The organism is Flavobacterium sp. (assembly GCF_036515215.1).
Lineage (GTDB): Bacteria > Bacteroidota > Bacteroidia > Flavobacteriales > Flavobacteriaceae > Flavobacterium.
Map to the genome: position 1 here is coordinate 1 of NZ_DATBVQ010000189.1, position 25,796 is coordinate 25,796.

At 40.8% G+C, this 25,796-nt stretch carries 21 protein-coding genes; 10 read left to right on the forward strand and 11 right to left on the reverse strand.

The genetic code is table 11. The annotated features are described in order from the left end of the window. On the forward strand, window positions 1-876 hold an 876-nt coding region (locus tag VIH09_RS13065; protein ID WP_331581715.1), incomplete at its 5' end, for an alanine dehydrogenase. Window positions 877-1,094: 218 nt separating this feature from the next. Here the strand turns inward: VIH09_RS13065 and VIH09_RS13070 are convergent. From VIH09_RS13070 to VIH09_RS13085, 4 genes are all read right to left on the reverse strand, one after another. Further along, window positions 1,095-2,123, reverse strand: coding sequence for a M28 family peptidase (locus tag VIH09_RS13070; RefSeq protein ID WP_331581717.1), 1,029 nt, complete (start codon window positions 2,121-2,123; stop codon window positions 1,095-1,097). Window positions 2,124-2,129: 6 nt separating this feature from the next. Next, entirely contained in the window at window positions 2,130-3,185 is a 1,056-nt protein-coding gene (locus tag VIH09_RS13075) for a DUF3667 domain-containing protein (protein ID WP_331581719.1), read from the reverse strand. A 13-nt stretch (window positions 3,186-3,198) separates the two neighbouring features. Next, window positions 3,199-3,972 carry a dienelactone hydrolase family protein gene (locus tag VIH09_RS13080; RefSeq protein WP_331581721.1) on the reverse strand — a complete coding sequence of 258 codons (774 nt, stop codon included), beginning with the start codon at window positions 3,970-3,972 and terminating at the stop codon, window positions 3,199-3,201. Window positions 3,973-4,056: 84 nt separating this feature from the next. After that, window positions 4,057-4,509 (reverse strand): Lrp/AsnC family transcriptional regulator, encoded by a 453-nt coding sequence (locus VIH09_RS13085; protein WP_331581723.1) that lies wholly within the window; start codon window positions 4,507-4,509, stop codon window positions 4,057-4,059. A gap of 222 nt (window positions 4,510-4,731) precedes the next feature. Between VIH09_RS13085 and rocD the strand changes: the two genes are divergently transcribed. The 9 genes from rocD to VIH09_RS13130 all read left to right on the forward strand — a co-directional run bounded on the left by rocD (window position 4,732) and on the right by VIH09_RS13130 (window position 15,188). Beyond that, the gene (rocD, locus tag VIH09_RS13090) at window positions 4,732-5,982 is read left to right on the forward strand and encodes an ornithine--oxo-acid transaminase (RefSeq protein WP_331581725.1); all 1,251 of its coding nucleotides are present in this window, start codon (window positions 4,732-4,734) and stop codon (window positions 5,980-5,982) included. A gap of 11 nt (window positions 5,983-5,993) precedes the next feature. After that, window positions 5,994-6,956 (forward strand): arginase, encoded by a 963-nt coding sequence (rocF, locus tag VIH09_RS13095; protein WP_331581727.1) that lies wholly within the window; start codon window positions 5,994-5,996, stop codon window positions 6,954-6,956. A gap of 228 nt (window positions 6,957-7,184) precedes the next feature. Beyond that, window positions 7,185-7,439 carry a hypothetical protein gene (locus tag VIH09_RS13100; RefSeq protein ID WP_331581729.1) on the forward strand — a complete coding sequence of 85 codons (255 nt, stop codon included), beginning with the start codon at window positions 7,185-7,187 and terminating at the stop codon, window positions 7,437-7,439. Next, window positions 7,423-8,220: a uroporphyrinogen-III C-methyltransferase gene (cobA, locus tag VIH09_RS13105; protein ID WP_331581731.1), complete on the forward strand. Its 798-nt coding sequence runs from the start codon at window positions 7,423-7,425 to the stop codon at window positions 8,218-8,220. The genes VIH09_RS13100 and cobA overlap by 17 nt, the downstream gene beginning before the upstream one ends. A gap of 397 nt (window positions 8,221-8,617) precedes the next feature. Further along, window positions 8,618-9,376 (forward strand): DUF4382 domain-containing protein, encoded by a 759-nt coding sequence (locus VIH09_RS13110; RefSeq protein ID WP_331581733.1) that lies wholly within the window; start codon window positions 8,618-8,620, stop codon window positions 9,374-9,376. Window positions 9,377-9,597: 221 nt separating this feature from the next. After that, the gene (locus VIH09_RS13115) at window positions 9,598-10,395 is read left to right on the forward strand and encodes a DUF1853 family protein (RefSeq protein ID WP_331581735.1); all 798 of its coding nucleotides are present in this window, start codon (window positions 9,598-9,600) and stop codon (window positions 10,393-10,395) included. Between the two features lie 118 nt (window positions 10,396-10,513). Beyond that, a complete protein-coding gene (locus VIH09_RS13120) occupies window positions 10,514-12,358 on the forward strand; it encodes a cystathionine beta-synthase (protein ID WP_331581737.1) in 1,845 nt (614 codons plus the stop codon). Window positions 12,359-12,785: 427 nt separating this feature from the next. Beyond that, entirely contained in the window at window positions 12,786-13,514 is a 729-nt protein-coding gene (locus tag VIH09_RS13125) for a hypothetical protein (protein ID WP_331581739.1), read from the forward strand. Window positions 13,515-13,883: 369 nt separating this feature from the next. Next, on the forward strand, window positions 13,884-15,188 hold the full coding sequence (locus VIH09_RS13130; protein WP_331581741.1) for a M28 family peptidase: 1,305 nt from the start codon (window positions 13,884-13,886) through the stop codon (window positions 15,186-15,188). Between the two features lie 70 nt (window positions 15,189-15,258). Here the strand turns inward: VIH09_RS13130 and VIH09_RS13135 are convergent, their stop codons facing one another. From VIH09_RS13135 to VIH09_RS13165, 7 genes are all read right to left on the reverse strand, one after another. Then, window positions 15,259-15,807, reverse strand: a complete 549-nt coding sequence (locus VIH09_RS13135; RefSeq protein ID WP_331581743.1) for an acyl-CoA thioesterase — start codon at window positions 15,805-15,807, stop codon at window positions 15,259-15,261. A gap of 19 nt (window positions 15,808-15,826) precedes the next feature. Continuing rightward, window positions 15,827-17,278: a rubredoxin gene (locus VIH09_RS13140; RefSeq protein WP_331581745.1), complete on the reverse strand. Its 1,452-nt coding sequence runs from the start codon at window positions 17,276-17,278 to the stop codon at window positions 15,827-15,829. 73 nt (window positions 17,279-17,351) lie between these two features. After that, complete coding sequence (locus tag VIH09_RS13145; protein WP_331581747.1) at window positions 17,352-20,864, reverse strand: molybdopterin-dependent oxidoreductase; 3,513 nt, start codon at window positions 20,862-20,864, stop codon at window positions 17,352-17,354. 383 nt (window positions 20,865-21,247) lie between these two features. Beyond that, window positions 21,248-22,006 carry an ABC transporter ATP-binding protein gene (locus tag VIH09_RS13150; protein WP_414656161.1) on the reverse strand — a complete coding sequence of 253 codons (759 nt, stop codon included), beginning with the start codon at window positions 22,004-22,006 and terminating at the stop codon, window positions 21,248-21,250. Between the two features lie 98 nt (window positions 22,007-22,104). Next, window positions 22,105-22,944, reverse strand: coding sequence for an ABC transporter ATP-binding protein (locus tag VIH09_RS13155; protein ID WP_331581751.1), 840 nt, complete (start codon window positions 22,942-22,944; stop codon window positions 22,105-22,107). Window positions 22,945-23,039: 95 nt separating this feature from the next. Next, complete coding sequence (locus VIH09_RS13160; protein WP_331581753.1) at window positions 23,040-24,128, reverse strand: ABC transporter permease; 1,089 nt, start codon at window positions 24,126-24,128, stop codon at window positions 23,040-23,042. A gap of 171 nt (window positions 24,129-24,299) precedes the next feature. Continuing rightward, window positions 24,300-25,673: a CmpA/NrtA family ABC transporter substrate-binding protein gene (locus tag VIH09_RS13165; RefSeq protein WP_331581755.1), complete on the reverse strand. Its 1,374-nt coding sequence runs from the start codon at window positions 25,671-25,673 to the stop codon at window positions 24,300-24,302. Between the last annotated feature and the right edge of the window lie 123 nt (window positions 25,674-25,796).

Consider the following 25,796-nt stretch of genomic DNA (forward strand, 5'->3'; position numbering starts at 1 on the left):
AGTTTGTACGATCACGAAACCATTGTCGACGCAAATGGGCGAAGACTAATTGGTTTTGGCAGATATGCTGGAATTGTTGGGGCTTACAATACGATACGCGCTTTCGGAACCAAATTTGAATTGTTCAAATTACCAAAAGCCGAAACCCTTTCAGGGAGAGATGAATTGATTTCGCAATTAAAACGTATTGTTTTTCCCCCGATTAAATTCGTGATCACCGGAACCGGAAAGGTGGGTAGCGGAATAAAGGAAATTCTGGACGCCATTAAAATAACCGAAGTCTCGGTCGATAATTTCTTGACCAAGAAATATGCCCAAGCCGTTTATACCCAGATTGACGTACTGGATTATAACAAACGTATTGATGGGAGGGTCTTAGATTGCAAAGATTTTTACCAAAATCCCAAAGAATATGTCTCTAATTTTGAACGCTTCACTAAAGTGTCCGATATTCTGATAACGGGACATTTTTATGGCAACGATGCGCCAGTGATTCTGAGCAGGGAGATGCTTCAGGCCAAAGATTGCAATATAAAAATCGTTGGCGACGTTTCCTGCGATATCAAAGGTCCGATTGCCTGCACGCTCAGAGCTTCGACGATCGCAAATCCCTTTTATGGTTATTTGCCATCGGAAGATAAGGAAGTGGATGTTTTTCACCCCGCCGCGATTGTGGTCATGGCGGTTGATAATTTGCCCTGCGAGTTGCCTAAAGATGCCAGCGAGGGTTTTGGCGCAATGTTTATGGAGCACGTCATTCCCGCCTTCTTCAACGGCGATGCCGACGGGATTTTGCAAAGGGCCAAGATGACCGAAAACGGAAAACTGACGGCTAAATTCAGTTATTTGCAGGACTACGTGGACGGAAAAGAATAGCGTTCAACTGATGCATGTACAATGTTGAAATAAAAAAACCATTGTACAGAAGGGTATGGTAAATAAAAAAGAGCGTTGAATCACTTCAAAGCTCTTTTTTTTATGGGTTTTGCACAAGGGATAGCAGCGGAAATCCTTTTTTGTCTCGTTTTTTGCACGAGACGAAACAGATTGTAGCGCATAGCCCGACCCGCTTTTTCGGCGGGATGTGCCAAATGCTATAGCTGTTTCTTGTTCACGACCGGTCTATTTTCTCTATTGGCCAATTCCCAAGCGACCGTGAAGGCCAGCTGCGTCCTTTTGGCCAAAGCATCGTATTCGATCTTGTCTGGCGTATCAGTTTTTTGGTGGTAATCAGCATGGACTCCATTAAAAATGAAGACGGAAGGAATGCCATTTTTTGCGAAATTATAATGATCAGAACGCTCATAAAAATGTTGAGGATCCATGGGATCATTGTACTTGAAGTCCAAATTCATATGCGTGTACTTGTCATTTGCAGCCAAGCAGATCGTGTTCAAATCAGTCGATAAACGGTCGGCGCCAATTAAATAAACATAATTGTTTGAATCGGGATGGAAATCATCACGACGGCCTATCATGTCAATATTAATGTCCGCGATGGTATTTGCCAATGGGAATAGTGGGTTTTCTGAGTAATAACGCGAACCGTGCAAACCATGCTCTTCGCCTGTTACGTGAAGAAATAGGATAGACCTTTTAGGCCCACGCCCTTCTTTTTTGGCAATTTCGAACGCCTCGGCAATTTCCAGCAAGGCGACCGTGCCGGAGCCGTCATCATCGGCACCATTATACACGTCGCCGTTCTTAATCCCCACATGGTCATAGTGTGCCGAAACAACCACCACTTCTTCCGGTTTTTCAGAACCCTCGATAAAGGCCCAGATATTCTCTGAATCGGATAAACCCTCATCGCGTTTCGCGTTCAAGTAGGCTGCGGGAATGGGTTGGTAGAAGCTGCTCGCTCCTTTTGGGAAAGGGATGCCATTTTTCACGTATTGACTGATCAGGTATACTCCGGCTCTTTTTTGTCCGGCGGAACCGGTTTCGCGACCTTCCATTACGTCCGAAGCAACAATGTATAGATGCGCCTTTAATTCATCCTCGGTAATGGTGCCCATATATTTTGTGGGGTCGGAAGTGGTGATTTGGGCCACAGCTTCCTTTGAAGTAGCACAACTGATGCAAATGGACAGCAATAGGCTTAACGAAATTATTTTTTTCATTTTGATTTAGTGAAGATTTATAAAGGTGTAAAAGGCAAACAATAAAAGTAAGCAAATTATTATGATGAAGTTTAAAAAAAACAGAAATACGGTTTTTACAAAGGAAATAAGTCTTGATTCGCCATAAAAACGGTGATGGGCAGGGAAAAAATAGTAGAACATCCAACCAAAGCCCGCAAAATAAATTAACCCGCTTATGAAACTTAAAGCACCGGATTTTTCAAATAACAAAAATATTTTGCCGGTTAAAAACAGGATTAAGATAAGCAATAGCAAGAACGAAAAGTAATGAAGAGTAAATATGCCGTGGTCAAAATAATACCACCTTTTTTTGTTGTGGAAAAGCCAGAGGAAAAAAGCAAAGATCGGCATGTAAATAAACAGTACTTTGGGGAAATTATGAAGAAAGGATTCTCTGAATTTATCTATTATTTCTTCTGTGCTGTTATTTTCAGTTACCGTCAATACCTTTTTTATAATCGAATATTCGAAACTGCCGTACTTGTCTTTTTCTTTTCCGAATTTTTGTATCGAATCCAATTCCCGGACGGTCTTGATTCCGAAATTAAATGGTTTTTCTTGCTGAGCATTAATTTCTTCAGCCTGATCTCTTCTTTTTTGGATGGAATCTGATATTTCTTTTGAGACATTGGCTGGAGGAATTATTTCATCAATTTTAAAACCATTTCCGGTAATTGTCGTTTGGGTTGTTTTTTTGGAGGTTTCATCCAAGAGTTTCAGATCTTGATTTGGAAAGATCCCAATAATAAAAAATGTGATGAAACTTATAAATATATAAAGACGTACGGGCGCCAAATAAGATAGTCGTTTGCCGGAAAGGTATTCCTTTGTGAGGGTTGCCGGTTTAAGAAGTAGGTTTTTGATGGTCTTCCAGAACGCGTTTTCGTAGTGTGTTAAATCCTCAAAGAAATGGATAAAAAGCTGATGGAACGTCTTTCGGATGTCTATGTTCTCCTGTCCGCAGTTTGAGCAAAATCTGTTTTCAACGACATATCTGCAATTCAAACAAGTCTTATCTTTTCTTAAAGGATTTTTACTCATAATAAAGAAATTTTTATTTCCCTAATACTTCATTCAAGAAAAGTTTCAGATGTTCGAAAGAGCGTTTTGCCGCTTTTTCGTTGTATGCCGCACCTTTGGAATTGTCATTTCCGTATTCAGGATTGGTGAATCCGTGCACAGCATTGGCATAGTAAATCATTTGCCAATCGGCTTTGGTGTCGCGCATCTCTTGCTGAAAAGCTGCAATTTCTTCCTTTGATTCGTAGGGATCATCAGCGCCATGGCACACCAAAACTTTTGCCGCGATGGGCTCAATTGTTCTTCCTGGATCTCTGGCCAATCCGCCGTGGAAGGAAACAACCCCTTTAACATTTAAATGTCCACGGGCTGCTTCTAGCGCACCGGATCCGCCAAAGCAGTATCCGATAACCACAATGTTGTCCGGACTGGCGCCGGCACGAATTAGTTGGTCTAGTGCCAATGAAATTCTTTTTTGGTATTCCTTATAGTTCGTTTTGTAGTAGCTTGATTTTTGTGCCGCCTCTGCATTGTCTTTCGGATAATTTCCCTCGCCATATATATCTGCGATAAAAGCGTAATAGCCCAAGTCGGCCAAGCTGGCTGCGATATCTTTGGATGCTTTGTCGACGCCCATCCATGCCGGTAAGATCAGAATTCCCGGTTTTTGGGTGCTTTTCTCTGGAGGTGAAATTTCAAAACCGTTTAAAACCTGATTTCCGTCTTTATAGCTGATCGCTTTTAACTGTGCTAAAGAAGCATTCGAATAGGCAAGAAGTACCAAAATAAGATATTTAAGATTTTTCATGATGCGGTGTTTTATACAAATATCTGAATTAAATATAAATATAATCATTTGTGGCACAATTAATTGAAGGCATTCAAATAAAATTTACAGCGATATGTTTCTTTTGAAAGCGCAGCCCAATTCAATCATCGAATCTGTTTTGGCGATTCCGGGGATGGAATCTATTTTTTCATAAAGGAGCTTTCTCATGTGTTCATGATCCCTGGCTATCATTTTTATGTACAATGTGAACGAGCCCGTTATAAAATAGCATTCGGTTACCTCGGGGATTTTTTTCAACTCTTCAATGATTCTACCGGAATCCTCGTCTTTATTTAGGGTAATTCCCGTAAATGCGCCCCAGTCATAACCAATTTTTTTCTCGTCGATGATGGGCTTTATTCCGGTAATAATTCCCTGTTCCATCAGTCTGTTGATACGCTGATGAACCATGGTGTTTGATATTTTTAAAGTGGTGGCAATTGCTGAATAGGCCATGCGCCCGTCTTTTTCCAATTCTTTGATGATGTTAATGTCGAAGTCATCCAGTATTTCCATGAAGTTTATTTTAAATTAAAAATACGTATTTTTATAGTTATAAAAGTAGTCATTAAATTTAACAAAGACGACTTTTATAAAAAATAAATGACTTTTTTAATAGCTAATATCTATTAAATTGTCTTTTTTGTTTGTTTATTAAGTCAAAAATAATATTTTTATTGTAAAATTAAAAAATGTTTGTAGCTTTGTATTCTAGAATCCTAAAAACAAAATAATATCATGGAACAAAAACATCAAGCACTCTCTTCAAAAGCAGAAGCGTTAATCGAAAAAGAAAATAAATATGGAGCCCATAATTATCATCCGTTACCGGTAGTTCTTGAAAAAGGGGAAGGTGTTTTTGTGTGGGATGTTGACGGCAAAAAATATTATGATTTCCTGTCGGCTTACTCGGCCGTTAATCAAGGACATTGTCACCCAAGAATAGTAGGTGCGATGGTGAAACAGGCTCAGACTTTGACATTAACTTCTCGCGCTTTTCACAATGATCAGTTGGGTGTTTTTGAGGAATATGTGACAAAATATTTTGGTTTTGACAAAGTTTTACCAATGAACACTGGAGCTGAAGCTGTTGAAACGGCTTTGAAATTGTGTAGAAAATGGGCATACGAAGTAAAGGGGATTCCTGAAAATCAAGCGCAAATTATCGTTTGCGAAAATAATTTCCATGGCAGAACGACAACGATTATTTCGTTCTCAAATGACGAAGGTGCTCGCAAGAATTTCGGCCCATTCACCGCTGGATTTATCAAAATTCCTTATGATGATACTGAAGCATTAGAAAAAATTTTAAAATCAACTGCAAATATTGCCGGTTTCTTAGTGGAACCTATCCAAGGAGAAGCCGGAGTTTATGTTCCAACCGAAGGATATTTAGCGAAAGCAAAAGCACTTTGTGCCGCACATAATGTATTGTTCATCGCGGACGAGGTTCAAACAGGAATAGCACGTACAGGAAAATTATTGGCGGTAAACCATGAGAATGTTCAGCCGGACATCCTTATCTTGGGGAAAGCGATTTCTGGAGGTGTTTATCCGGTCTCTGCCGTTTTGGCCAATGACGAAATCATGAACGTAATCAAGCCAGGTCAACACGGTTCCACTTTCGGAGGAAACCCTGTAGCAGCCGCAGTAGCCATTGCAGCACTTGAGGTGGTTCGCGATGAGAATTTGTCTGAAAATGCAGAGCGTTTAGGGATAATATTAAGAAAAGGCCTGAATGACATCGCTTCCAGAAACTCACTGATCAGTTTGGTGCGAGGGAAAGGTTTGCTTAACGCAATCGTAATTGACTGTGACGAGGAATCTGATTTAGCTTGGGAAATATGTTTGAAATTCAGGGACTACGGACTGTTGGCAAAACCAACCCATGGTAACAAAATACGTTTCGCTCCGCCTTTGGTTATAACTGAAGCACAAATCCAAGACTGTCTTGCGATTATCGAAAAAGCATTAAACGATTTTAAATAATACCAATTTTTATGGAACGATTTATAAAATTAATTAAAAACCGATCCGATATAGGAGCTGGCACAAGGGGCTCCGATATGGGGATCGATGCCATCGAAATTGCGGCCATCAATCAAAACAGCGATTATTTTAACCAATTTGAATTTGAGGATGTAAAGACGCACAATGAATCGGTCTACAATAAAAACAGAAACACCTTTGCCAAAAGGATCGAACACGTATTGGAGCAGTGCACTCGGGTTTCGTATGCGGTAAAACACAATTTGCAGGCCAATTATTTTCCGATCGTATTGTCGGGAGACCATTCCTCTGCATTGGGAACCATCAGCGGGATCAAAGCAGTTTACCCTAGCAAGACGTTAGGCGTGGTATGGATTGACGCGCATGCTGATTTGCATTCGCCATATACGTCGCCTTCGGGAAACATTCACGGTATGCCATTGGCGGCAGCGCTGGCGGAGGATAATCTGGATTGCAAAATCAATGACATTACTCCCGAAACGGTACAGAATTGGGAAGAGATGAAAAACATCGGTTGCCCAGGCGCCAAAATACGCCCGGAAAATCTGATTTATTTTGGGGTCCGTGATACCGAAGAGGCCGAGGATAGCCAAATAGAAAAATTAGGCATCCGAAACTATAGGGTTGACGAGGTTCGCTACAGGGGGCTTCAAACTTGTGTGTCGGAAGCGTTGGCAAAACTGGCTAATTGCGACATGATTTACATCTCCTTCGATGTGGATTCGATGGATTGCGACATGATTTCGTACGGTACGGGTACTCCGGTACCCAAAGGGTTTGACCAAGACGAGGTGATCGACATCATCAATCAGATTATCAAATCCAGAAAGGTGGTTTGTTTTGAAGTGGTGGAAGTGAATCCGCTGTTGGACACTAAAGGAAACAAGATGGCCGAAACCGCTTTTGAGGTTTTGGAGCAAATCACATCCACTATCATTTTGCCTATCGAATAGCATTTTTTTATTCAAATATAGAAGCCCAAAGTCTAGCAATAGATTTTGGGCTTTCTTTTTTTAAAGATTTGCTATTATTTTAGGTCTGTATTCCTTTTTTCGCGATTTAATCGATATAAATCTATCATAGTTCATTTCGTCATTAATTAAAGTTAATTCTTGATTTAGATACTGGGATTTATATATATTTGTAATAAGTATTTTTACTTAGTTTTCAAATTTAGTTGCATGATTCAAGTAGACCAAGCGGTATCGATTATCGAGAAAAACAGTTGTAAAATGCCTGTCATAAAAATTAAAGTTAGAAAGAAGAAAGAGAATAGCAGAAAGAAATATTTTTTAGAAATGAAAGCAATGGCGGTATCAATTCTTTGCAGTGGAAAAAAAATCCGAGTGCAGTCCGAGAAAGGACTGGTGCTTTTTGCATTAATGCCATTCTGCCTTGTCACCGAAATACAGTTAATCAATGAAAAATTTAAGTAGACCAAAGTTAACCATCGTAGGGGCTGGGCCTGGGGATGTAGAATTGATTACCATAAAAGCCATAAAGACCCTGGAAAATGCCGATGTTGTTTTATATGATGCGCTCGTCAACGAAGATTTATTAGAATATGCAAAGCAAGCGGAGATCATTTTTGTGGGCAAGCGTTTCGGATGTCATGCGTACAGTCAGGACCAAATTAACGAATTGATTGTGGCTATGGCAAAAACACATGGCCATGTGGTACGTTTGAAAGGTGGCGATCCGTTTGTTTTCGGGAGAGGAAGCGAAGAGATAGAATATGCACAACAATTTGGTTTAGAAACGGCCATTGTCCCGGGAATTTCGTCGGCATTGGGCGTACCTGCCTCCAATGGAATTAGTTTAACCCAACGAAAGGTATCTGAAAGTTTTTGGGTAATTACGGGAACGACATCCGATCATAAGCTATCCAAAGATGTGGCCCTGGCATCCCAATCGTCTGCGACAGTCGTTATTTTGATGGGCATGCACAAACTAAATGAAATTGTGGCTTTATACCAAAATAACAGAACCGACGATCTGGCTGTCGCTATCATTCAAAATGGAACCCTGGCGTCGCAAAAAAAAGTAAGCGGAACGATAAGCACCATTTCGGAAATGGTGAAAGACCAGGGGCTTGCCTCCCCAGCGATAATTATAATTGGGGAAGTGGTGGGACATACTTCAAAATTGACATCTTTTGGCAAGGAAGAATGTATTGACGACGAATTCATTTTCCAAAATTTAAATGAAATAGCGTAATTAGCGCAAAATATTTTGGTGGTATCGCTGACACTCGTTTGTCCATTTTTTCTGGTGCTCGTTTTCAACGAGTATCTACTTTAACTATATTTGAAGAACGTAGCGTTTGTAACGCGGTTCAGGAAACATAAAATAAACTATGTTCACAATATCCTTTAGATCAAGGTTTAGTTTATAAAACTGATGATTATCTGCAAGCGCCTTCGATTATTCAAGACAAGATATTATAATTACAAAAAGTCTCCAAGAAAAATTGGGACTTATTTTTTATAATGTTTCCCCATTAGCTACATGGGAATTATACAAACTTTAGCGGTTATATTATAACAATGGCTAAATCATTAGTAGTCACCTTTGTTATGCTGTAAAACTTAAATTGCAGCATAACAATTTTATTATGAAAAAGATACTTTTAATTGCCTCGTTTATTGTATTTGGAATTACATTGAATTCTTGCAACGGTGACTCTAATGGCACATATGCCTATAATGTTCGTATGACAGATGCCCCTGGACCTTATGAAGAGGTAAACATTGATTTACAAGCTGTGGAAGTTACAGGAAACGACGGACAAACAGTTCTATTAAACACTACGGCGGGTATTTACAACCTTTTGGATTTTTCTAATGGTTTGGATACGCTAATCGCTACGAGTGAATTGAGTGATGCTAAGGTATCGCAAATTAGGTTGATACTTGGTTCTGACAACACAGTGGTTGTGGAAGGTGTTAGTTACCCTTTAAGCACGCCAAGTGCGGAACAATCAGGTTTGAAATTGCAAGTGCACCAAACCCTGCTTGCCGATATTCAAAACGAAATCCTACTTGACTTTGATGCTAACGCATCTGTTGTGAAAACAGGAAACGGAACTTACAAACTAAAACCAGTGGTTAGAACGGTGGTTACAGCTATTAGCGGAAATATCAAAGGAAGTATTACGCCTATTGGTACTATGGCTGTGGTAACAGCTACTTCTGCTGATGCAGTTGAATACTCGAGCAATGTGAACGAGTTGGGTCAGTTTCAAATATCAGGGCTTTTACCGGGAAGTTACACTTTTACTGTAACGCCATTATTGCCATTACTGCCCGTAACACAATTGAATGTGGTTGTGGTAGCAGGTGAAAACACCAGTTTGGGTGTCATAGCGCTATAATTCGTTCCTTCTTGAACTATATTAAAAACCACGAGTCGTTAATTCTCGTGGTTTTTTTTATGCCCTTAAAGAACTACCGGCTGTACCCTACGTTAAAGTAACGGGGCCCATATACATACTGCTGGTATAGCTTTTTTCATTTGGAGCGGATGGTCTTGTTCTTTCATGAATAAACCCCCCGACATTTACTACCTTTCCAAGAAAAAGTAATCCAGTTCAAAATGAATACCAAATCTAGGATAGCGTCAGTACTAAAAGCGAATTGTTTAGACTCCTCTGTTACCGGTTTGCAAACTTTTCATTTATCGGAATTAGCCCTTCAAAATGACCTGGAATTTCCATTGCCGACCAATATCAGGTTGGGTCATTTGGCGGAAAAAATCGTTTCCGTACTTATTAAATCATCCGAAAATTACAGGGTTTTATGTGAAAATTTCCAGATAATTGAAGATGGAAAAACCATAGGTGAAATTGATTTCATAATCGAAAGCACGATTGAAAAGAAATTAATTCACCTGGAACTGGCCTATAAGTTCTACCTCTTTGACCCAAGTATCTCTGAGGAACCCATAAATAACTGGATTGGTCCAAATAGAAACGATTCCTTAAGCGAGAAATTGGATAAATTAAAAAAGAAACAATTTCCCCTATTGTACCATGGCCGTACAGAGTCAAAAATTAATGGTATCGATATTACCACCATTTCCCAAGCCTTATGCCTGTTGGTGTTCTTGTTCGTTCCTTATGAATTTAAAACAAAATTGTCCCCCGCTTACGAGAAAGCCATTAAGGGTTATTATTTAAATCTAGAGACATTTATCAGCCTCGATAATTCCGAAAAAACCTATTATTTGCCTTCAAAAAAGGAATGGGGGATGGATGCTTCCGAAAATGAAATTTGGACCGATTATAAAGGGCTGGAAAATAAGATTGACACCAGCATCAGGGAAAAGCAAGCGCTATTGTGCTGGCAAAAATACAAGGGAACTTATTTGTCTTTTTTTATTGTTTGGTGGTAGATCGGTTTAATAATATAAATCCAGTCAAGGCTGGGGCGCAATTTGACAAAACCTGCCGCAACATTTCTGAAATAAATCGAATTAATGTACCTTGCCGGCCTATTTAAAAGTGAAAATAATGAACGAGAGTAAAATGCTAAATTATATTAAAGAGGTACTGCAAAATATGCCAACAGGCTGGTTGAGTACGACAACCCACCGGCTGGATATATATGACGAAAAATTGGCCAAAACTCAATTTTTGGAGCAGTTCGAAACCTTATTCAATGACAATAACGCCGAGCCGTCGGCGCTGAGCGCATTGCCCACCGCTTATGACTATATCCGACTGGGTCATCCATTGTCTTGTATACTGGAATGGGGAATCGCTAAGTTAAATAGTCTGAAGCCTGAAGATGTGATCAGTTTTTCATCGAAGACGGTTCCCGTTTTGGCGATCCTCAGAAAAAATTTATTGGACAACAAGAACACCCAGATCGTCTATACCGACGAATTGGCCGATTCTTTTGATGCCGAAGTGCTGAAAAGTATTTACGGTTATAAATTTGATCTAAAGCATGTTGAGAATGTGGATGAGGTTTCCGCATTTGACGGCAGCACCGTTTTCATTTCGCAACAAGATGCAATTGGAACTGTTGATCTCAATTCAAATATTGACTTTGTTGTCAATGTTCATTCCCCGCTTGGAAGCGTTTTATTGGTAAATAGCGAACGGAATGAAAGTTACATCTCAGAGATTCAGCATGTAAGAAGGAGAGAGACCATTGCAATGACGCCGGCCAACTGTCTTGTTGCGCTAAGGTCGCTAGCGGATCAGTCTTCTTTTGATACCGAAAAAAGTAATGTAGAGGCAAACAAAGCAGTCGTTTTGGATTCAATTAACAAGATTACTGGGACCACTACAAAACCAGTTGTAGCTTCCAGCGGACTGTCTATCCAATATGCGATTTTGATGGGGCTCATTGCCGATGCGGTGGAGAAACACAAAGGAAAGGCAATCAAAATTATTGTTCCCCCAAATTGTTATGGTGGGACAAATGACCAGGCAAGAAGGGTTGCCGCTTGCATTGATAACGTTGAGGTGGTGGATTTAGCCGTTGATGGCGGTAACGAAATGGTTCAGAGTATCGATGTGATTCTGGATCAAATGGCGCGCGAAGATGCCGTCCCTTACATCATCGCCGAAATCCCGACAAACCCTAGAGTCGAAGTGCCGGATCTTATGCGACTGAAAGATGTTTTGAGCCAAGAGCGTAAAACCGCAAGTGGTGAGATCGCTATCGATCCCGTTTTTATTTTAGACCAAACGTTTTGTCCTAACGTGCACTTTTTGGGCGAAGGGGAAATACTTTCATCGGTCAGGACCATTTCATTTGCCAGCGGATCTAAATTTCCAAGCGGTGGGCTGTGCACTTCAGGCTACTGCGTGGGAAATAAAAAAACGGAGGCGTTGATGGAAAAAATCGAGAAGCATCTGCTGCTTTGCGATAACGAGGCGACAGACCTCCAATATGAAATATTGGCAAAACAATTGCCTTCAATGAATCAGAGGATTGCAGACGCTTATACCAATACCCGTGAATTTGTGAACTTCATCCACGGGGCTTTACCGGAGGCGAAAATCAATTTTGTTTCAGAGGAATTGGCAAAACAAGGATTCACCCCATCGGTGTTTTCATTGGACCTTCCCACCAAGGGGAATACTGACGAGGAAAAAGAGACGTATAAAAGGGAGTTGAATCTCAAGTTAATCAATTTGATGATTACAGAAATCCCCCATGAAAGCAAGTTCTGCGTTAGTTACGGGCAGTTAAAGGGATGTTACTGGACGATACCCGCGACATCTACCCAGGGAACGACTAAGGAAGGCGACAAGGACTATATTGTACGTGCCGCGCTTTCTCCTAACATGGATTTGGAGCTTCACAAAAAAGTCTTTTTAAAATTTGTTGAATCAATCTAAAAAATTGGGAGCTGCAAACAGCCGCAATTTTCGTCAAAATATAATTTCAGCAACCTCCTTTAAATCAATTTAAAGGAGGTTTCGTTTTTTAGGAGCTGTTCTTGTCATTGAAGTAGCTGGTATTATTGATTAACCAAATAAAATTGTTGCAGTATCTAATATATTTTCAGCTGTAGTTCAAAAACTCACCGCTTTCCGTGCAGATGACTGTAAGTCAGTTAACTAAAGATTGGGTTTTATAAGTTTGTTTTTTTTCGAGCCACGGTAAAAATAGCGATGCACTTTGAACTCATTGTAGGCATGAGAATGATAGCTACAATTGGACCTACTGTTGTTACTATTAACTTAGGGTTAAAAAAAGAAAAAAAATAGAACTCAACTTATTTTTTTTGTATCTTGTTGAATATAAAATCCATACGAATATTTTATGGCTTCATCAAAAAATAATGTTTCAGATATATCGCGAAGGGAAATGATTAAAACATTAGGGCTTGGGTTAGGTTTTACTGCTCTCCCTTCCTTTATGGCATCCGGAATGACAGAAATATCTATTGATGCTTTGGATCATGGGGAACGAATAATTCCTGTTGAAGAAAAAGATTTAATTGAAATGCAAAAATTTATAGAAGATTGTATTGCTGCCAATAAAGAATCAGATCCTCAAAAAGCTGTCAAGGAGGTTTTAGCAAAAGGTGTATCTAATCCATTGGCGATGTTGAAAGCAATCGGCAATCCAACTGAGGCGGGATTAAAGGTTTTTCTTCGCTCAAAGGAACTAACAATTTTTGCTGCATCATGGACCCCACAAATGAATCTTATGCCGCATAATCATCTTATGTGGGCAAATATTGGGATCTATACCGGACGTGAAGACAATATTATCTGGAATAGAACCGAGAATGGATTGGAGGCTAATGATGTACGATGTTTGTTCGCTGGTGACGTTGCAACCCTTGCCACAAATGCGATTCATTCTGTAACTAACCCTCTTCAGAAATTTACTGGGGGACTTCACATTTATGGTGGCGATTTCTTTGCTACCGAACGAAGTCAATGGGATCCAGAGACCCTGGATGAAGAACCCTCTGATGGTGAAGTAATCCGTAATATTTTCAAGAAAGCAAATGAACAAATGCTCAGAATGAAAAACGACTAGTTTTTAAGTTTTCATTTTAAATGTCTGTTTTACAAGACTTGAAATTTTTTTCCCAACCCCTTTGGTCTCAAAAACCTTTACTATTTTCCATTTTTCAATCAGTTCTTGGGGCAGATTGTTTTCTGGGTGTCATCGCTGTTGGAACAACTTGTAGACAACATTATAAATAATAAGTAGATTAAATTCTTCATTATTTTTATTTTAAATTCTTTTTCATTCTATGATAAAAAAACTCGGTGCCAAAACGCTTTTGGGCATCAAGTGCCTATTTCCTTTTAGGTAGTTACAGTATTTTTTTTAAATGTACTGTAACACATTTGCGATACCGCACTCTTATTGTGGAATCGTTTGTCATCTAAAATTATATATATGAAAAGAATTGTTTTAAGTGGTCTTGTCCTTTGTTCCGGTTTTATGGTTCAGGCGCAGTCCATCGATAAGATCATCTGCACGGATAAAGTGACAGAAATCGAGAAAGTGCTTTCTGCAGACGACATGCAAGGGCGCAGGGCCTTCACTCCGGGTATCTATAAGGCTTCGGGCTACATTGAGTCGCAGTTCAAGAATATAGGCCTTCAGACCTTTAATGGCGCGGAAGATTACAAGCAGGAATTTGCGATGACCGAGTCCAAAAGGACGGGGCTTGAGGTGCAAATTGACGGCAAAACGATTGATGAAGAGTCGATGATTTCGTTCTCCTACCAACCCCAGGTGTCGCTTTCCGAGGGAAGCGCCATTACGGTGGTGAACATCAGGGCTGGGGATTCATTCGGGCCCAAGTTTTACGAGTATTACCAAAGCGATAAAAACCTTTTGGTCCTTGTTGATGATTCGTTTAAAAGGGCCATCCAAAATATGCGTCACATGAATCAGATGGCGGCGAACCCGGGTAAAAACACTGTGGTGTTTGTTTTCGGGCCAACGGAAGCCACCCATTTCTCGATAGAAGCGACAAACAGCATCACCACCAAAAAATTGAACAACGTGGTTGGGGTTTTGAAAGGGAAAAGCAAACCGAACGAATACGTGGTGTTTTCGGGGCATTACGACCATTTGGGCGTGGGCTCACCGGCAGAAGGCCAAGCGCACGATGCAACGGATTCCATTTACAACGGCGCCAACGATGACGCAGCGGGAACAACAGCCGTAATCCTGCTTGCGGAGTATTTCAAAAAAATGAACAACAACGAGCGTTCCATCATTTTCACCGCTTTTGTGGCCGAAGAATTGGGGGGCTACGGATCCAAATATTTTTCGAAACAACTGGACCCAGAGCAAGTTGTGGCGATGTTCAACTTGGAAATGATAGGGACGGAATCGAAATGGGGAAAAAACTCGGCCTACATTACCGGATACGACAAATCGGATATGGGCCAAATTCTGCAGAAAAATTTAGAAGGATCGGTGTTTAAATTCCATCCGGACCCATACCCGGAACAGCAACTGTTCTATCGCTCGGACAATGCGACTTTGGCGAGACTTGGTGTTCCTGCGCATACGATTTCCACCTCAAAAATGGATAACGAACTCAACTACCACAAAGCAAGCGACGAAATTGAAACCTTGGACATGAACAACATGACCGAAATCATCAAAGCCATCGCGATCAGTTCGTCCACCATCGTTAGCGGAAAAGACACGCCAACTCGAGTGGATACGAGTAAATTGAAATAGAAAAAGTATTTTATAATGGGTACTACTTTTGCATAGTTGTGAAAGCAGTACCCTTTTTTATTGGTGCAAATTACTGCAGCTCGACCTTTACGTTGTATTTCTTCAAGCTCAAAATACTTTCAATGGATCCAAATGAGGCCACGCTCCTGTGAAGCTCTCTTTCTTTTTTTAATGCGATTTGCTTTAACGCATTTCGAAACCGACTTACTTCTTTCAAGGTGGTAAGGATGAGTCCCGGAACGGCGGCGTTTTTGCCGTCGCTGTCTTTAGAAACCATCGTGAAATAGGAGGAATTGCAGTGATTAACGGTTCCCGTTTGAATATTTTCAGACTCCACTCGGATGCCCACAATCATCGAACTGTTCCCCACATAATTGACGCTGGCTTTCATGGTGACCAATGCACCCACCTCTATGGGTTTCAGGAAATTCACCGTGTCTACCGAAGCGGTGACGCAATAATTGCCGCAAAATTTGGATCCGCAGGCGAAAGCGATCTGGTCCATCAGCGACAGAATATAGCCACCGTGAATTTTTCCGCTGAAGTTGGTGTGTGAGGGCAGCATTAGTTCGGAAATCGTGATGTGTGACGAACTCACCGTTTTGAAATTAGTACTCATATGTGCTAGGCTATAAAAGCTAAAAAGCGGCGTTTATGTTTGGTTTTTCGGTATTCAAAGCGATGAAATTTGCTTTTGGAGCCTCGCATAGTGAACAACAATAATCCACCGGCAAATCTTTGAACAAAGTGCCTTTTTCGATGCCCTGCTCTTGATCCCCGTATTCGGAATTATAGACCGTCAAGCAATCCTGGCATTGATGCACATCAAGTTCCTTTTTTTCTTTTATGGTTGCCGTTTCAGTATCAATTTCGATGACAGAATTCCCTAATTCGTCGAAATATTTCCTGCTCAATTCAATTAAAATAGTGGGCAATTCAAGCTTGTCGACATCCTGGGCATGAACAATATAGGTCCTGTTATTTGGGTCGAAGTTTTTGGCATAAAGCACATTATAGGTGTCCCTGATTTTGATCGAAGCCAGGTCTTTTGGAAGCTCATTCTTTTCGACCACTATGGAAGTGAAATAATGTCCGTCGCGATTGTATTCGGATATTCCGAAAGTGAGGCCGTAAGTGCTGATGTCAAATTGGTCCAAGGTGCGAACCAGGAGCGTTTTTAGATTAAGCGCCCAGTCCATGGCCACCGGCAAGTGCCAATTGAGTTCCAAAAGAGAATGGCGGATATTAATTCCTTTCTTGCCCAAGAATTTCTCCCAATCCAGTTTTCGGTCCTTTGGGATCCCTTTGACAACAAACGATTTCCAAGGCGTGATGCATATTTTGCCTATTTTACAGTCAAAGCACAAATCACACATTTCTTTTAGGAATTCCAGATCGTAGAGGTTGTTCCTCCAATACAAGCCCAACCAATATTGATCGATACCCAACCGGTTCATGCCTTCATAATATGGAAACGGATAGAAAGGGATGTGTAACGGTTTGTCAATCGTTCTGTTATTGGTGTCCAGAGCTTCGGAGACAAGACTGAAGATCATGTCAATCCCACAGGACTCTTCACTGACAATTCGTTCGATCTCGTAATAAAATTTTGAGATGTCCCAGCTGTAAATAAGTACGGGATATACTTCCATTCGTTCCCAATTGGGCAATCGAATGTATAGGAACCAATAATCCTCGTGCTCTGATGCTATAAAGTTGATGTGTCCCGTAAACAAAGGGACCAATTGCTGTTTCGGGTCGGTGATGTTGACTTTTAAGGCCGGTTGTTCTTTGAATTGTTCCAAAATGTAGAGGAATTTATTCCCCGTAAGCCAAGCTGTATTTCTGAAGATATCGGTTGAAACATAAGAAGAGACAATGTTATTTCCGCTTTTTTGATCCGGGAAAATAACTTGATGGCTGCCTTTTTTTTCCGGATCTAGATTTTCAAACCCTTTCGGAAAAATAATGTCTTGTCTGGATCCAAAGGAAAAGTCTTTGAGCCCTTGTTCCAACCCCATATTGACAATGTCCCGCAATTCACCCGGTGAAATGACCCCTCCCTTTACTATTAATCTCGTTAGTTCCATATCTATTTGTAATGTTGAGCATGCAGTGATCTGTCTCCAGTTACCTAAACAGGCCGCCGATCACCGGTCACTATTATTTAATTTTTGATAAAATTTCCTTTACTTCCGTTTTGCAACTTCCACAGCCCAAACCGGCTCCGGTACTCTTGCACAATTCGGTAAAATTGGTTGTCCCGCTTTTGATGGCCTCCTCGATATTGCCGCTTCCCACTTGGCTGCAGGAACAGACGAGTTTCCCTAAAACGGGTTTCGCATTGGAGCTTCCTCTCAGCAGGGAATTCCTCTTGTCGGACAGTTCGATTTTGCTTTCGATCATGCTTTTGAACTCGGCAAATTCATTTTTATCTCCCATCAAAATGGCACCGACCAGCAAATCATTTTTGACGATGCATTTTTTGTAATAATGTTGTTTCAGATCGGCAAATATGATTTCCTCATAGGAATCATCATTTTCGGGGATTTCGATTTCACCGATGCTGCATAAATTGATATCCTCCAGTTTTAGGATATTCATCAGCACCGAACCTTTATAGATACTGCTGATGTCGCCGGCGAAATAATTCGCCAAGATATCCGCTTGTTCTTCTGCCGCCGAGGTAATTCCGAACAATCGATTATTGAATTCGGCTATTTCCCCAATGGCATAGATGTCCGGATTTGAGGATTGCAAATACTGATTTACTTTTACGCCGCGTCCACAAACTATCCCTGATTCTTTGGCCAATTCGATATTAGGAATTGTTCCAATGGTGTATACGATGGCATTTGCGGTGATAATCCGTCCGCTTTTTAAGGCAATTTCAAGTTCATTTGCATTGTCCGTTTCAAACACCGTACTGACTTCATTGTCAAAATAAATTTGGATGTCCCTGATTTGGACTTCTTCGGCCAACAGTTTACTTGAAACACGATCCAGCTGGCGCTCCATCAATCGGGACGCCCTTTGTATAATGGTAATCTTAACTTTTTTGTGTTTTAAAGCCGCCGCTAACTCCAGTCCTAATAAGCCGCCACCCACAATAACCACATGTTGTTCCTCGGGCGCCAAGCGGCTGTTGTCCAAATAGTTTTTAAGTCGGTCGGCGTCTTCTTTTCTCCGAATGGTAAACCGGCCCGGCAGGTGCAATTGTGCGTTTTCTGGAACAAACGGCCTGCTTCCCGTGGCCAAAATCAAGTTGTCAAAGGAGTGAATGCTTCCGGTGCTGTCAGTCAATGTTTTGTCGGAGGCATTGATGGAATCCACCCCAATTCCCGGCTTCATTGTGATATTGAGTTTGACTAATGCGTCATCCTTTATTTTTAATAATTTGTCCCAAGACAACTCGGCAGTAACATATTCGGGTAGTAAAACGCGGTTGTAAAAAGGGTTTGTTTCATTCGAGAATACGATTATTTCGTCGGTCGTGTTGATTTCCCTGTAATTCTGTATGAATCGAAATGCGGCGGCACCGGCCCCAATGATAGCTATTTTTTGAAATGGCTTAATGTATTTGGCAACAGACACGGTGGTGAATTTAAAATCGGGTTCTTTGGAAACCGGATCAACGAGCGTATTGGTCAAATTATTGGTTCTATTCAAATCGTTTTCCAATTGTTTTCCCCAGTGCATGGGTAAGAACACGACTCTTTCTTTGATGCTATCGGTCACTTTTGCTTTTACGCGTACGCTACCGTTTTTACTGCTGACCATCACAATATCTCCGTTTTTAATCGATGTCTTATATGCGTCAATAGGGTTTATTTCCAGAAACGGGCTAGGGGTATGCGTCATCAGTCTCGACACTTTTCCCGTTTTGGTCATCGTATGCCATTGGTCCCTCACGCGTCCCGTGGTGAGTATAAATGGGAATTTGTCATTGGGTTGCTCCGAGGTATTTTCGATAGCTGTCGGTAGGTTGAAAATGGCCTTTTGCGAAGGCGTGTAGAATTTCCTGTCGGTGAACAAACGAGGCGTACCGGGATGTCCGTAATCGGGGACGGGCCACTGAAAAGTGCCTTCGTTTTTTAATCTATTATAATTTAAATAAGAAATATCAATATTGGTGTTTTTTGTCATTTGACAGTACTCCTTGTAAACCTCTTCGGTATTATTGAAATTGAAGCCGTTGAAATTCATTTTTTTTGCAAAACGAAGCAATATTTCAACATCCGATAATGCTTCTCCTGGAGCATTGATGCCTTTCGGCAAATATGAAATCCTCCTTTCAGAATTGGTCATTGTCCCTTCTTTCTCGAGCCATCCCGCTGCAGGCAATAATAAGTCGGCATGCTTTGCCGTGTCCGCATTATGGGATATCTCCTGCACGACAACAAATTTGGCTTTAGCCAACGCTTTTTCCACTCTTCGGGAATCGGGTAAGCTAACCAAAGGATTGGTGCAAATTACCCAAATCGCTTTCATTTTCCCAGATTCAAGGGCATCAAACATTTCCGTGGCCGTCAATCCCGGTTTTTCTGAAATGGAGTCCACTCCCCAAAAGTCGGCCACTTCTTGCCGGTGGCTTGGGTTGCCCAAATCTTTGTGTACCGCCAATAGATTGGCCATTCCGCCCACTTCACGCCCCCCCATGGCATTGGGCTGGCCCGTCAATGAAAAGGGGCCAGACCCGGGTTTTCCCACATGACCGGTTAACAGTGAGATATTCAACAAAGCGGTGTTTTTATCCACCCCGATAGCGCTTTGATTGAGTCCCATGGCCCAAAGCGAAAGAAATCCTTCCGCTTTGCCTATCAGGTCGGCTGCCAGTTTTATGTCACTAACAGGAATGCCACAAAGTTTGGATGCTTTTTCTAGTGAGGTAGACAAAACAAGCTCCCTGTATGCCAGGTAATTTTCGGTGTTGTTTTTTATAAAATCAGCATCGGTATAGCCTCTTTCTATGATGCATTTGGCCAAGGCATGATATAATATAATGTCGGTGCCTGGGATAATTTGAATATGCAGATCGGCAGTTGCCGCGGTATCTGTTCTTCGTGGGTCAATAACTATTATTTTTACCTTGGGGTTTTTCTCTTTATGCTGCTCCAATCGTCTAAAAAGGATGGGGTGGCACCACGCCGGATTGGCCCCTGTGATCAAGAAAGTATCTGCCAGTTCAATGTCGTCATATGCAATAGGAACGGAGTCTTCCCCAAATGTTTTTTTGTATCCCACTACCGCCGAGCTCATGCATAAGCGAGAGTTGGTGTCTATATTATTGGTTTTAAGGAATCCTTTTACCAATTTGTTCACTAAGTAATATTCTTCTGTAAGACATTGCCCGGAAATATAAAAACCCACACTATCCGGACCGTGTTTTTTTATTATGGAAGAAAAAACAGCCGCGGCACGGTCCATCGCCGAATCCCAACTTACCCTTTCCATGGGGTGGGATTTGCTCCAGCGCATTTCTGGATAAAGAATCCTATCCGAAGTGTCATTGGCTACATAATGTAAGTTCATCCCTTTAGAACAAAGCATTCCTCTATTTACGGGATGATCCTTATCACCGCGAACCGTTACGCCATTTTTAGAATCATTGGTTACAATAATTCCGCAGCCCACGCCACAATAAGAGCAAGTTGTTTTGATTTCTGGATTTTGCATTAGTAATCTTCGGTATTTAAATAGTAAAACTTTATATGAAATAGAATATGGGATTCTAAAATTTCTCTAACAAAAATAAGTATTAATACGTAAAAACTTGTAGCGGCTGTTCTTTTTTTCTGAGTTTTATCAATTTAGAAAATTTGATGCCTTAAACGGCAAAATTTGTTGTAATAAGAGGGTTTAATTGTAACATTAATAAATTGTATCGTTCCCATATATAGTTTAAAACTATGTACCTTAGTGCATTTCGCTTTTAGCTTCTGAAAAAATTGAACACGAATTCGACGAATTTGTGCAAATATGGGTTGGTTTGGTCTGGAACAAAAAAAAGACTGAAGCTTATGACCCCAATCTTTTTCAAAGAACTCAATTTATTATTCTTATCGTTCCAGGAAATTAATCAAATGCTCCCGGTTGTCATAATAAGTCGGATGTTCCAATATCGCTTTCCTATTTCGTGGTCTTTCATAATTGATATCCAGAATATCGCCTATTTGTGCTTTGGGTCCGGAGGTCATCATAATGACCCTGTCAGCCAAGAAAATGGATTCATCGACATCATGCGTAATCATTATTCCGGTCGTTTTTTCTTTGTTTAATACTTCCAGCAACACATCTTGTAACTCACCCCTAGTTAAAGAATCCAGCATACCGAATGGTTCGTCCAAAAGCAATATTTGGGGTTTCAGTGCCAACGCTCTCGCGATGCCAACCCTTTGCTTCATTCCCTGCGAAAGATCTTTTGCTTTTTTGTCAAAGGCGCCATCGAGTCCCACTTTGCTTAAGTAGTATTTACAAATGTCCAAACGTTGTTTTTTTGTCGCATGTGCAAAAACCTTTTCAACACCCAATAAGACATTTTCTAAGGCGCTCATCCAGGGCAATAAACTGGGGGATTGAAAAATCACGCCTCGGTCCGGTCCGGGTCCGGTAATTGGGGAACCATCCAAAATTATTTGGCCTCCCGATATGGGGTTCAAGCCTGCAATCATCGAGAGCAATGTTGTCTTTCCGCAACCGGAATGTCCAATTATGGAAACAAATTCCCCTTCTTTAATTTTTAAATTTAGATTTTCCAGCACTACAAAATCACCTTTTGAAGTAGGATAAATTTTGGTTAAATCAGACAGCTCCAACATGTATTTTTCAAATCCCAATGGATCTCGATTTATTCTGTCTTTTTCTAATATGGAATTTGTCATGGCATCTTTGCTTTAAATTATGATTGTGATGAATTTTAGTTGAATCGTCTGGGCGCTAAATCGGGCAATTCATAATGGGTAATTTCCATTCCGGCCGTCCTTTCCATTCCGATTTCCATCAGATATTCAATGATTTCGTTTCTCAGTTTTTTGAAACTGCCCAAATGGTTCAACGCAATTTTATTTCGGGGTCTTTCAATTTCAATCTCAAATTCGGGGCCTAATGTGGCTTTTGGTCCTGGACGTAAAGGAATTACCCTATCGGCCATAAAAACACCCTCATCCACATCATTTGTGATCAGCAAGGCGGTGCGTCTGTCTTCGCTCCAAATCGACAATATCTCCTCTTGTAGGTTTCCTCTTGTCAGCGCATCCAATGCACCCAAGGGCTCATCCATCAGGATCAATTCGGGTTTCATGGCCAACGTCCTGGCTACAGCCACACGCTGGCGCATTCCGCCGGAGAGTTCCCTTGGTTTTTTGTGGGCGGCATGGGAAAGGTTTACTTTTTCAATGAAGCTATTCACATGATCCTCCACTTGTTTTGTTGTCCAATCGTTAAATACTGATTTTACCGCCATGGCAATATTATCATGAACACTAAGCCAGGGCAACAATGAATAATTCTGAAAGATGATTCCACGTTCGTGGCTGGTTCCTTGAATTGGTTTTCCCTTGAATAAAATCTCTCCCGAATCAGGTTCTATTAATCCGGCGATTAGGTTGATCAAAGTGGTTTTGCCGCTTCCGGTAAACCCGACGATGGCAACAAATTCACCCTCTTCAATTTTTAGGTTTATGTTTGATAATACTTCGGTTTTGTCTTTTCCTTCACCATAGGATTTACAAACATTTTTTAGTTCTATATAAGCCATAATATATTTTTTTAGTCAAAAGCCTGAAAGTCAATGTCGCGAGAGTCTGGGTCAAAAATCACTATTTAAGAAATTAGACTTTAAAACCTTAGACTCTATTCAGTAAATGTTAACAGTTTTTGAAAAATCATCATGATGCGATCCAGCATAAATCCGATGATCCCGATAACGAACATGGCAACAATAATTTTCGAATTGGAATCACTGGATCCATTTTGGAATTCTTCCCAAACAAAAGATCCTAATCCGGGACTTTGTGCCAATAGTTCAATCGCGATGAGGACCATCCAAGCCACAGAGAGCGTAATTCGTAATCCAGTAAATATCATCGGGAAAGAGGAAGGAAGGATTATTTTGAAAACCTTGCTGAATGGTCCCAGCTGCAACACTTTGGCAACGTTAATATAATCTTTGTCGACAGAGTATACTCCTACGCTTGTGTTTACCAAGGTGGCCCACATGGAGCACAGTCCCACGCTTATGAAAGAGATCACAAACGATTTTTCGACATCAACATTGGTTAAAAGTGTTTTTACAATCATGGACACCAGCAATAACCAAACGACAGGAGAGACCGGTTTGAATATTTGGACAATCCAGTTGAACGAAGTTCTCAGTGTAGTACTTAGTCCCAACAAAACGCCGGTAGGAACAGCAATAATTATCGAAAGCAAGAAACCTGCAAAAACGGTTTTTAAACTGGTCATTATTTGGTCCACAAATGACGGCCGGCCGGTATAGACAATTTCGATTTGCCCCTTGGTTTTGCGTGCTGCATTTATAGTCTCATACTTGTCTATAAAATCCTGTTTTTTTGTCGTCATTATTTTGTGATCGTCCCACAGTTTTCCTACAGCGGTATAAACCATCGCGGGAGAAGGCAAGGAATTAGGTCTGCAACTGATGTCTCCAGAGGCAATGCAGGCTTCCAGTTTTTTAGCCGCTTCGCTCCCCTGATCCTTAAGTGCTTTTTCGATTTTTATTTCGGACTCAACATTACTTAAATAATTAGAAAAGGATTGCCATAAAAAGATAAATAATACCACTGATAAAATAGGGAAGAGTATTCTCTTGAATGCTTTCTTGCCATTTTTTTTCAAATCTTCACCAACCAATAATCTAATGAGAGGTTCTAAATAACCCAAGCCAATAAATTGTACAGTTTTTATTATTTTAGTCTTCATGTTTCTATTTTTATATATTTAAAATTGGTCGAAAGGACATTAATTCGTTTTGATTTTAAAACTAATTTCTATCCTATGTAAGAAACCATTCTAAGGCACCATTGCATTTGTAGTTTTTAAATAAATAGTTGAGGATGATACTACAACACCCCCAACTACATAGTTCATGAATTAGTTTTTATTACCAATTTTTAAGCTTTTTATATACTCAAGGGGCATTTTCCCATCGTATTTCACCCCGTCTATAAAGTCTGTGGTTGCAGGTTTGTAGCCATCGGTGGTAGGTATTTCTTCTCCAGACAGATTACCTTCTTTCAATAGAAGTTGCGCCGCTTTGGTCCAAATTTCAGGCTTGTAAACTTCCTTGATTTTTGATGCGTACCATTCGGCTGGTTTCGATTCCGTAATCTGCCCCCAACGTCTCATTTGGGTCATAAACCAAATTCCGTCGGAATAGTAAGGATAAGTAGCGTTGTCTTTGAAAAACACGTTGAAATCGGCTGCATCACGTTTGTCCCCTTTTTCGTATTCAAAAGTTCCGGTCATGGAGTTTTTCAATACATTCTCATCGGCACCAACATAAGCGGGGCTTGATAGAATCTTGACAGCTTCTAGTCTGTTTTCTGGACCGTCCAACCATTTTCCGGCTCTGATTAAGGCTTTGGTGATGGCAATGGCAGTATTTGGGTTTTTGTTAATGAAAGCTTGAGTCATAACAAATACTTTTTCGGGGTGGTTTTTCCAAATATCGCGGCTCGTGATTACGGGTACCCCAATTCCTTTACTTACCGCCTGCTGGTTCCAAGGTTCACCGACGCAATATCCGTTGATGGTTCCTGCCTCCAGTGTGGCTGGCATTTGTGGCGGAGGGGTAACCGATAATAATACATCGGCATTGATCATACCTTGCGCATTGTCTTTTGTATATTGGCCAGGGTTGATTCCTCCGGCAGCTAACCAATAACGCAGCTGGTAGTTGTGTGTTGATACCGGGAATACCATACCCATTTTAAATGGTTTGTTGGCATTTTTGTATTCTTTAATAACGGGTAACAAAGCACCGGCACTAATTGGATGAACAGGTTTTCCGTCTTTCATTGGCAATCCGGGTTTCATCTTTGACCAAACATCATTGGAAACTGTGATGGCATTACCGTTCAAATCCATAGAAAAGGTTGTCACTAATTGGGCTTGTCGCCCGAAACCCACTGCGGCAGCTATCGGTTGTCCGGCCAACATATGGGATCCGTCAATTTGCTCGTCAATTACACGGTCCAAAACATTTTTCCAGTTGGATTGTGCTTCCAGGGTTACGAATAAACCTTCATCTTCAAAGAAGCCCTTTTCTTTGGCTATAGCCAAAGGCGCCATATCTGTCAATTTGATGAATCCTAAAGTTACCTGGGGCTTCTCCAGCGCTAATTGTTCTGTTTTTGAAGTCGAAGGAGCTTTAGTAACAACGGCTTTCTTTTCCTCCTTTTTACAGCTAATAACTCCCAGAGAAGCAATGGCCAGTATCGATAATCTAAACACTAATTTTTTCATGTTTTTATTTTTTAAGTAATTGATAATTATTTTTTTGTGGAAAATATTTGTGGGTTGATATTGATCATTACCCAAGCCCAATTAGTAGTTTTACCGGCATCACCAGCTTTTAAGGTTTCTAAT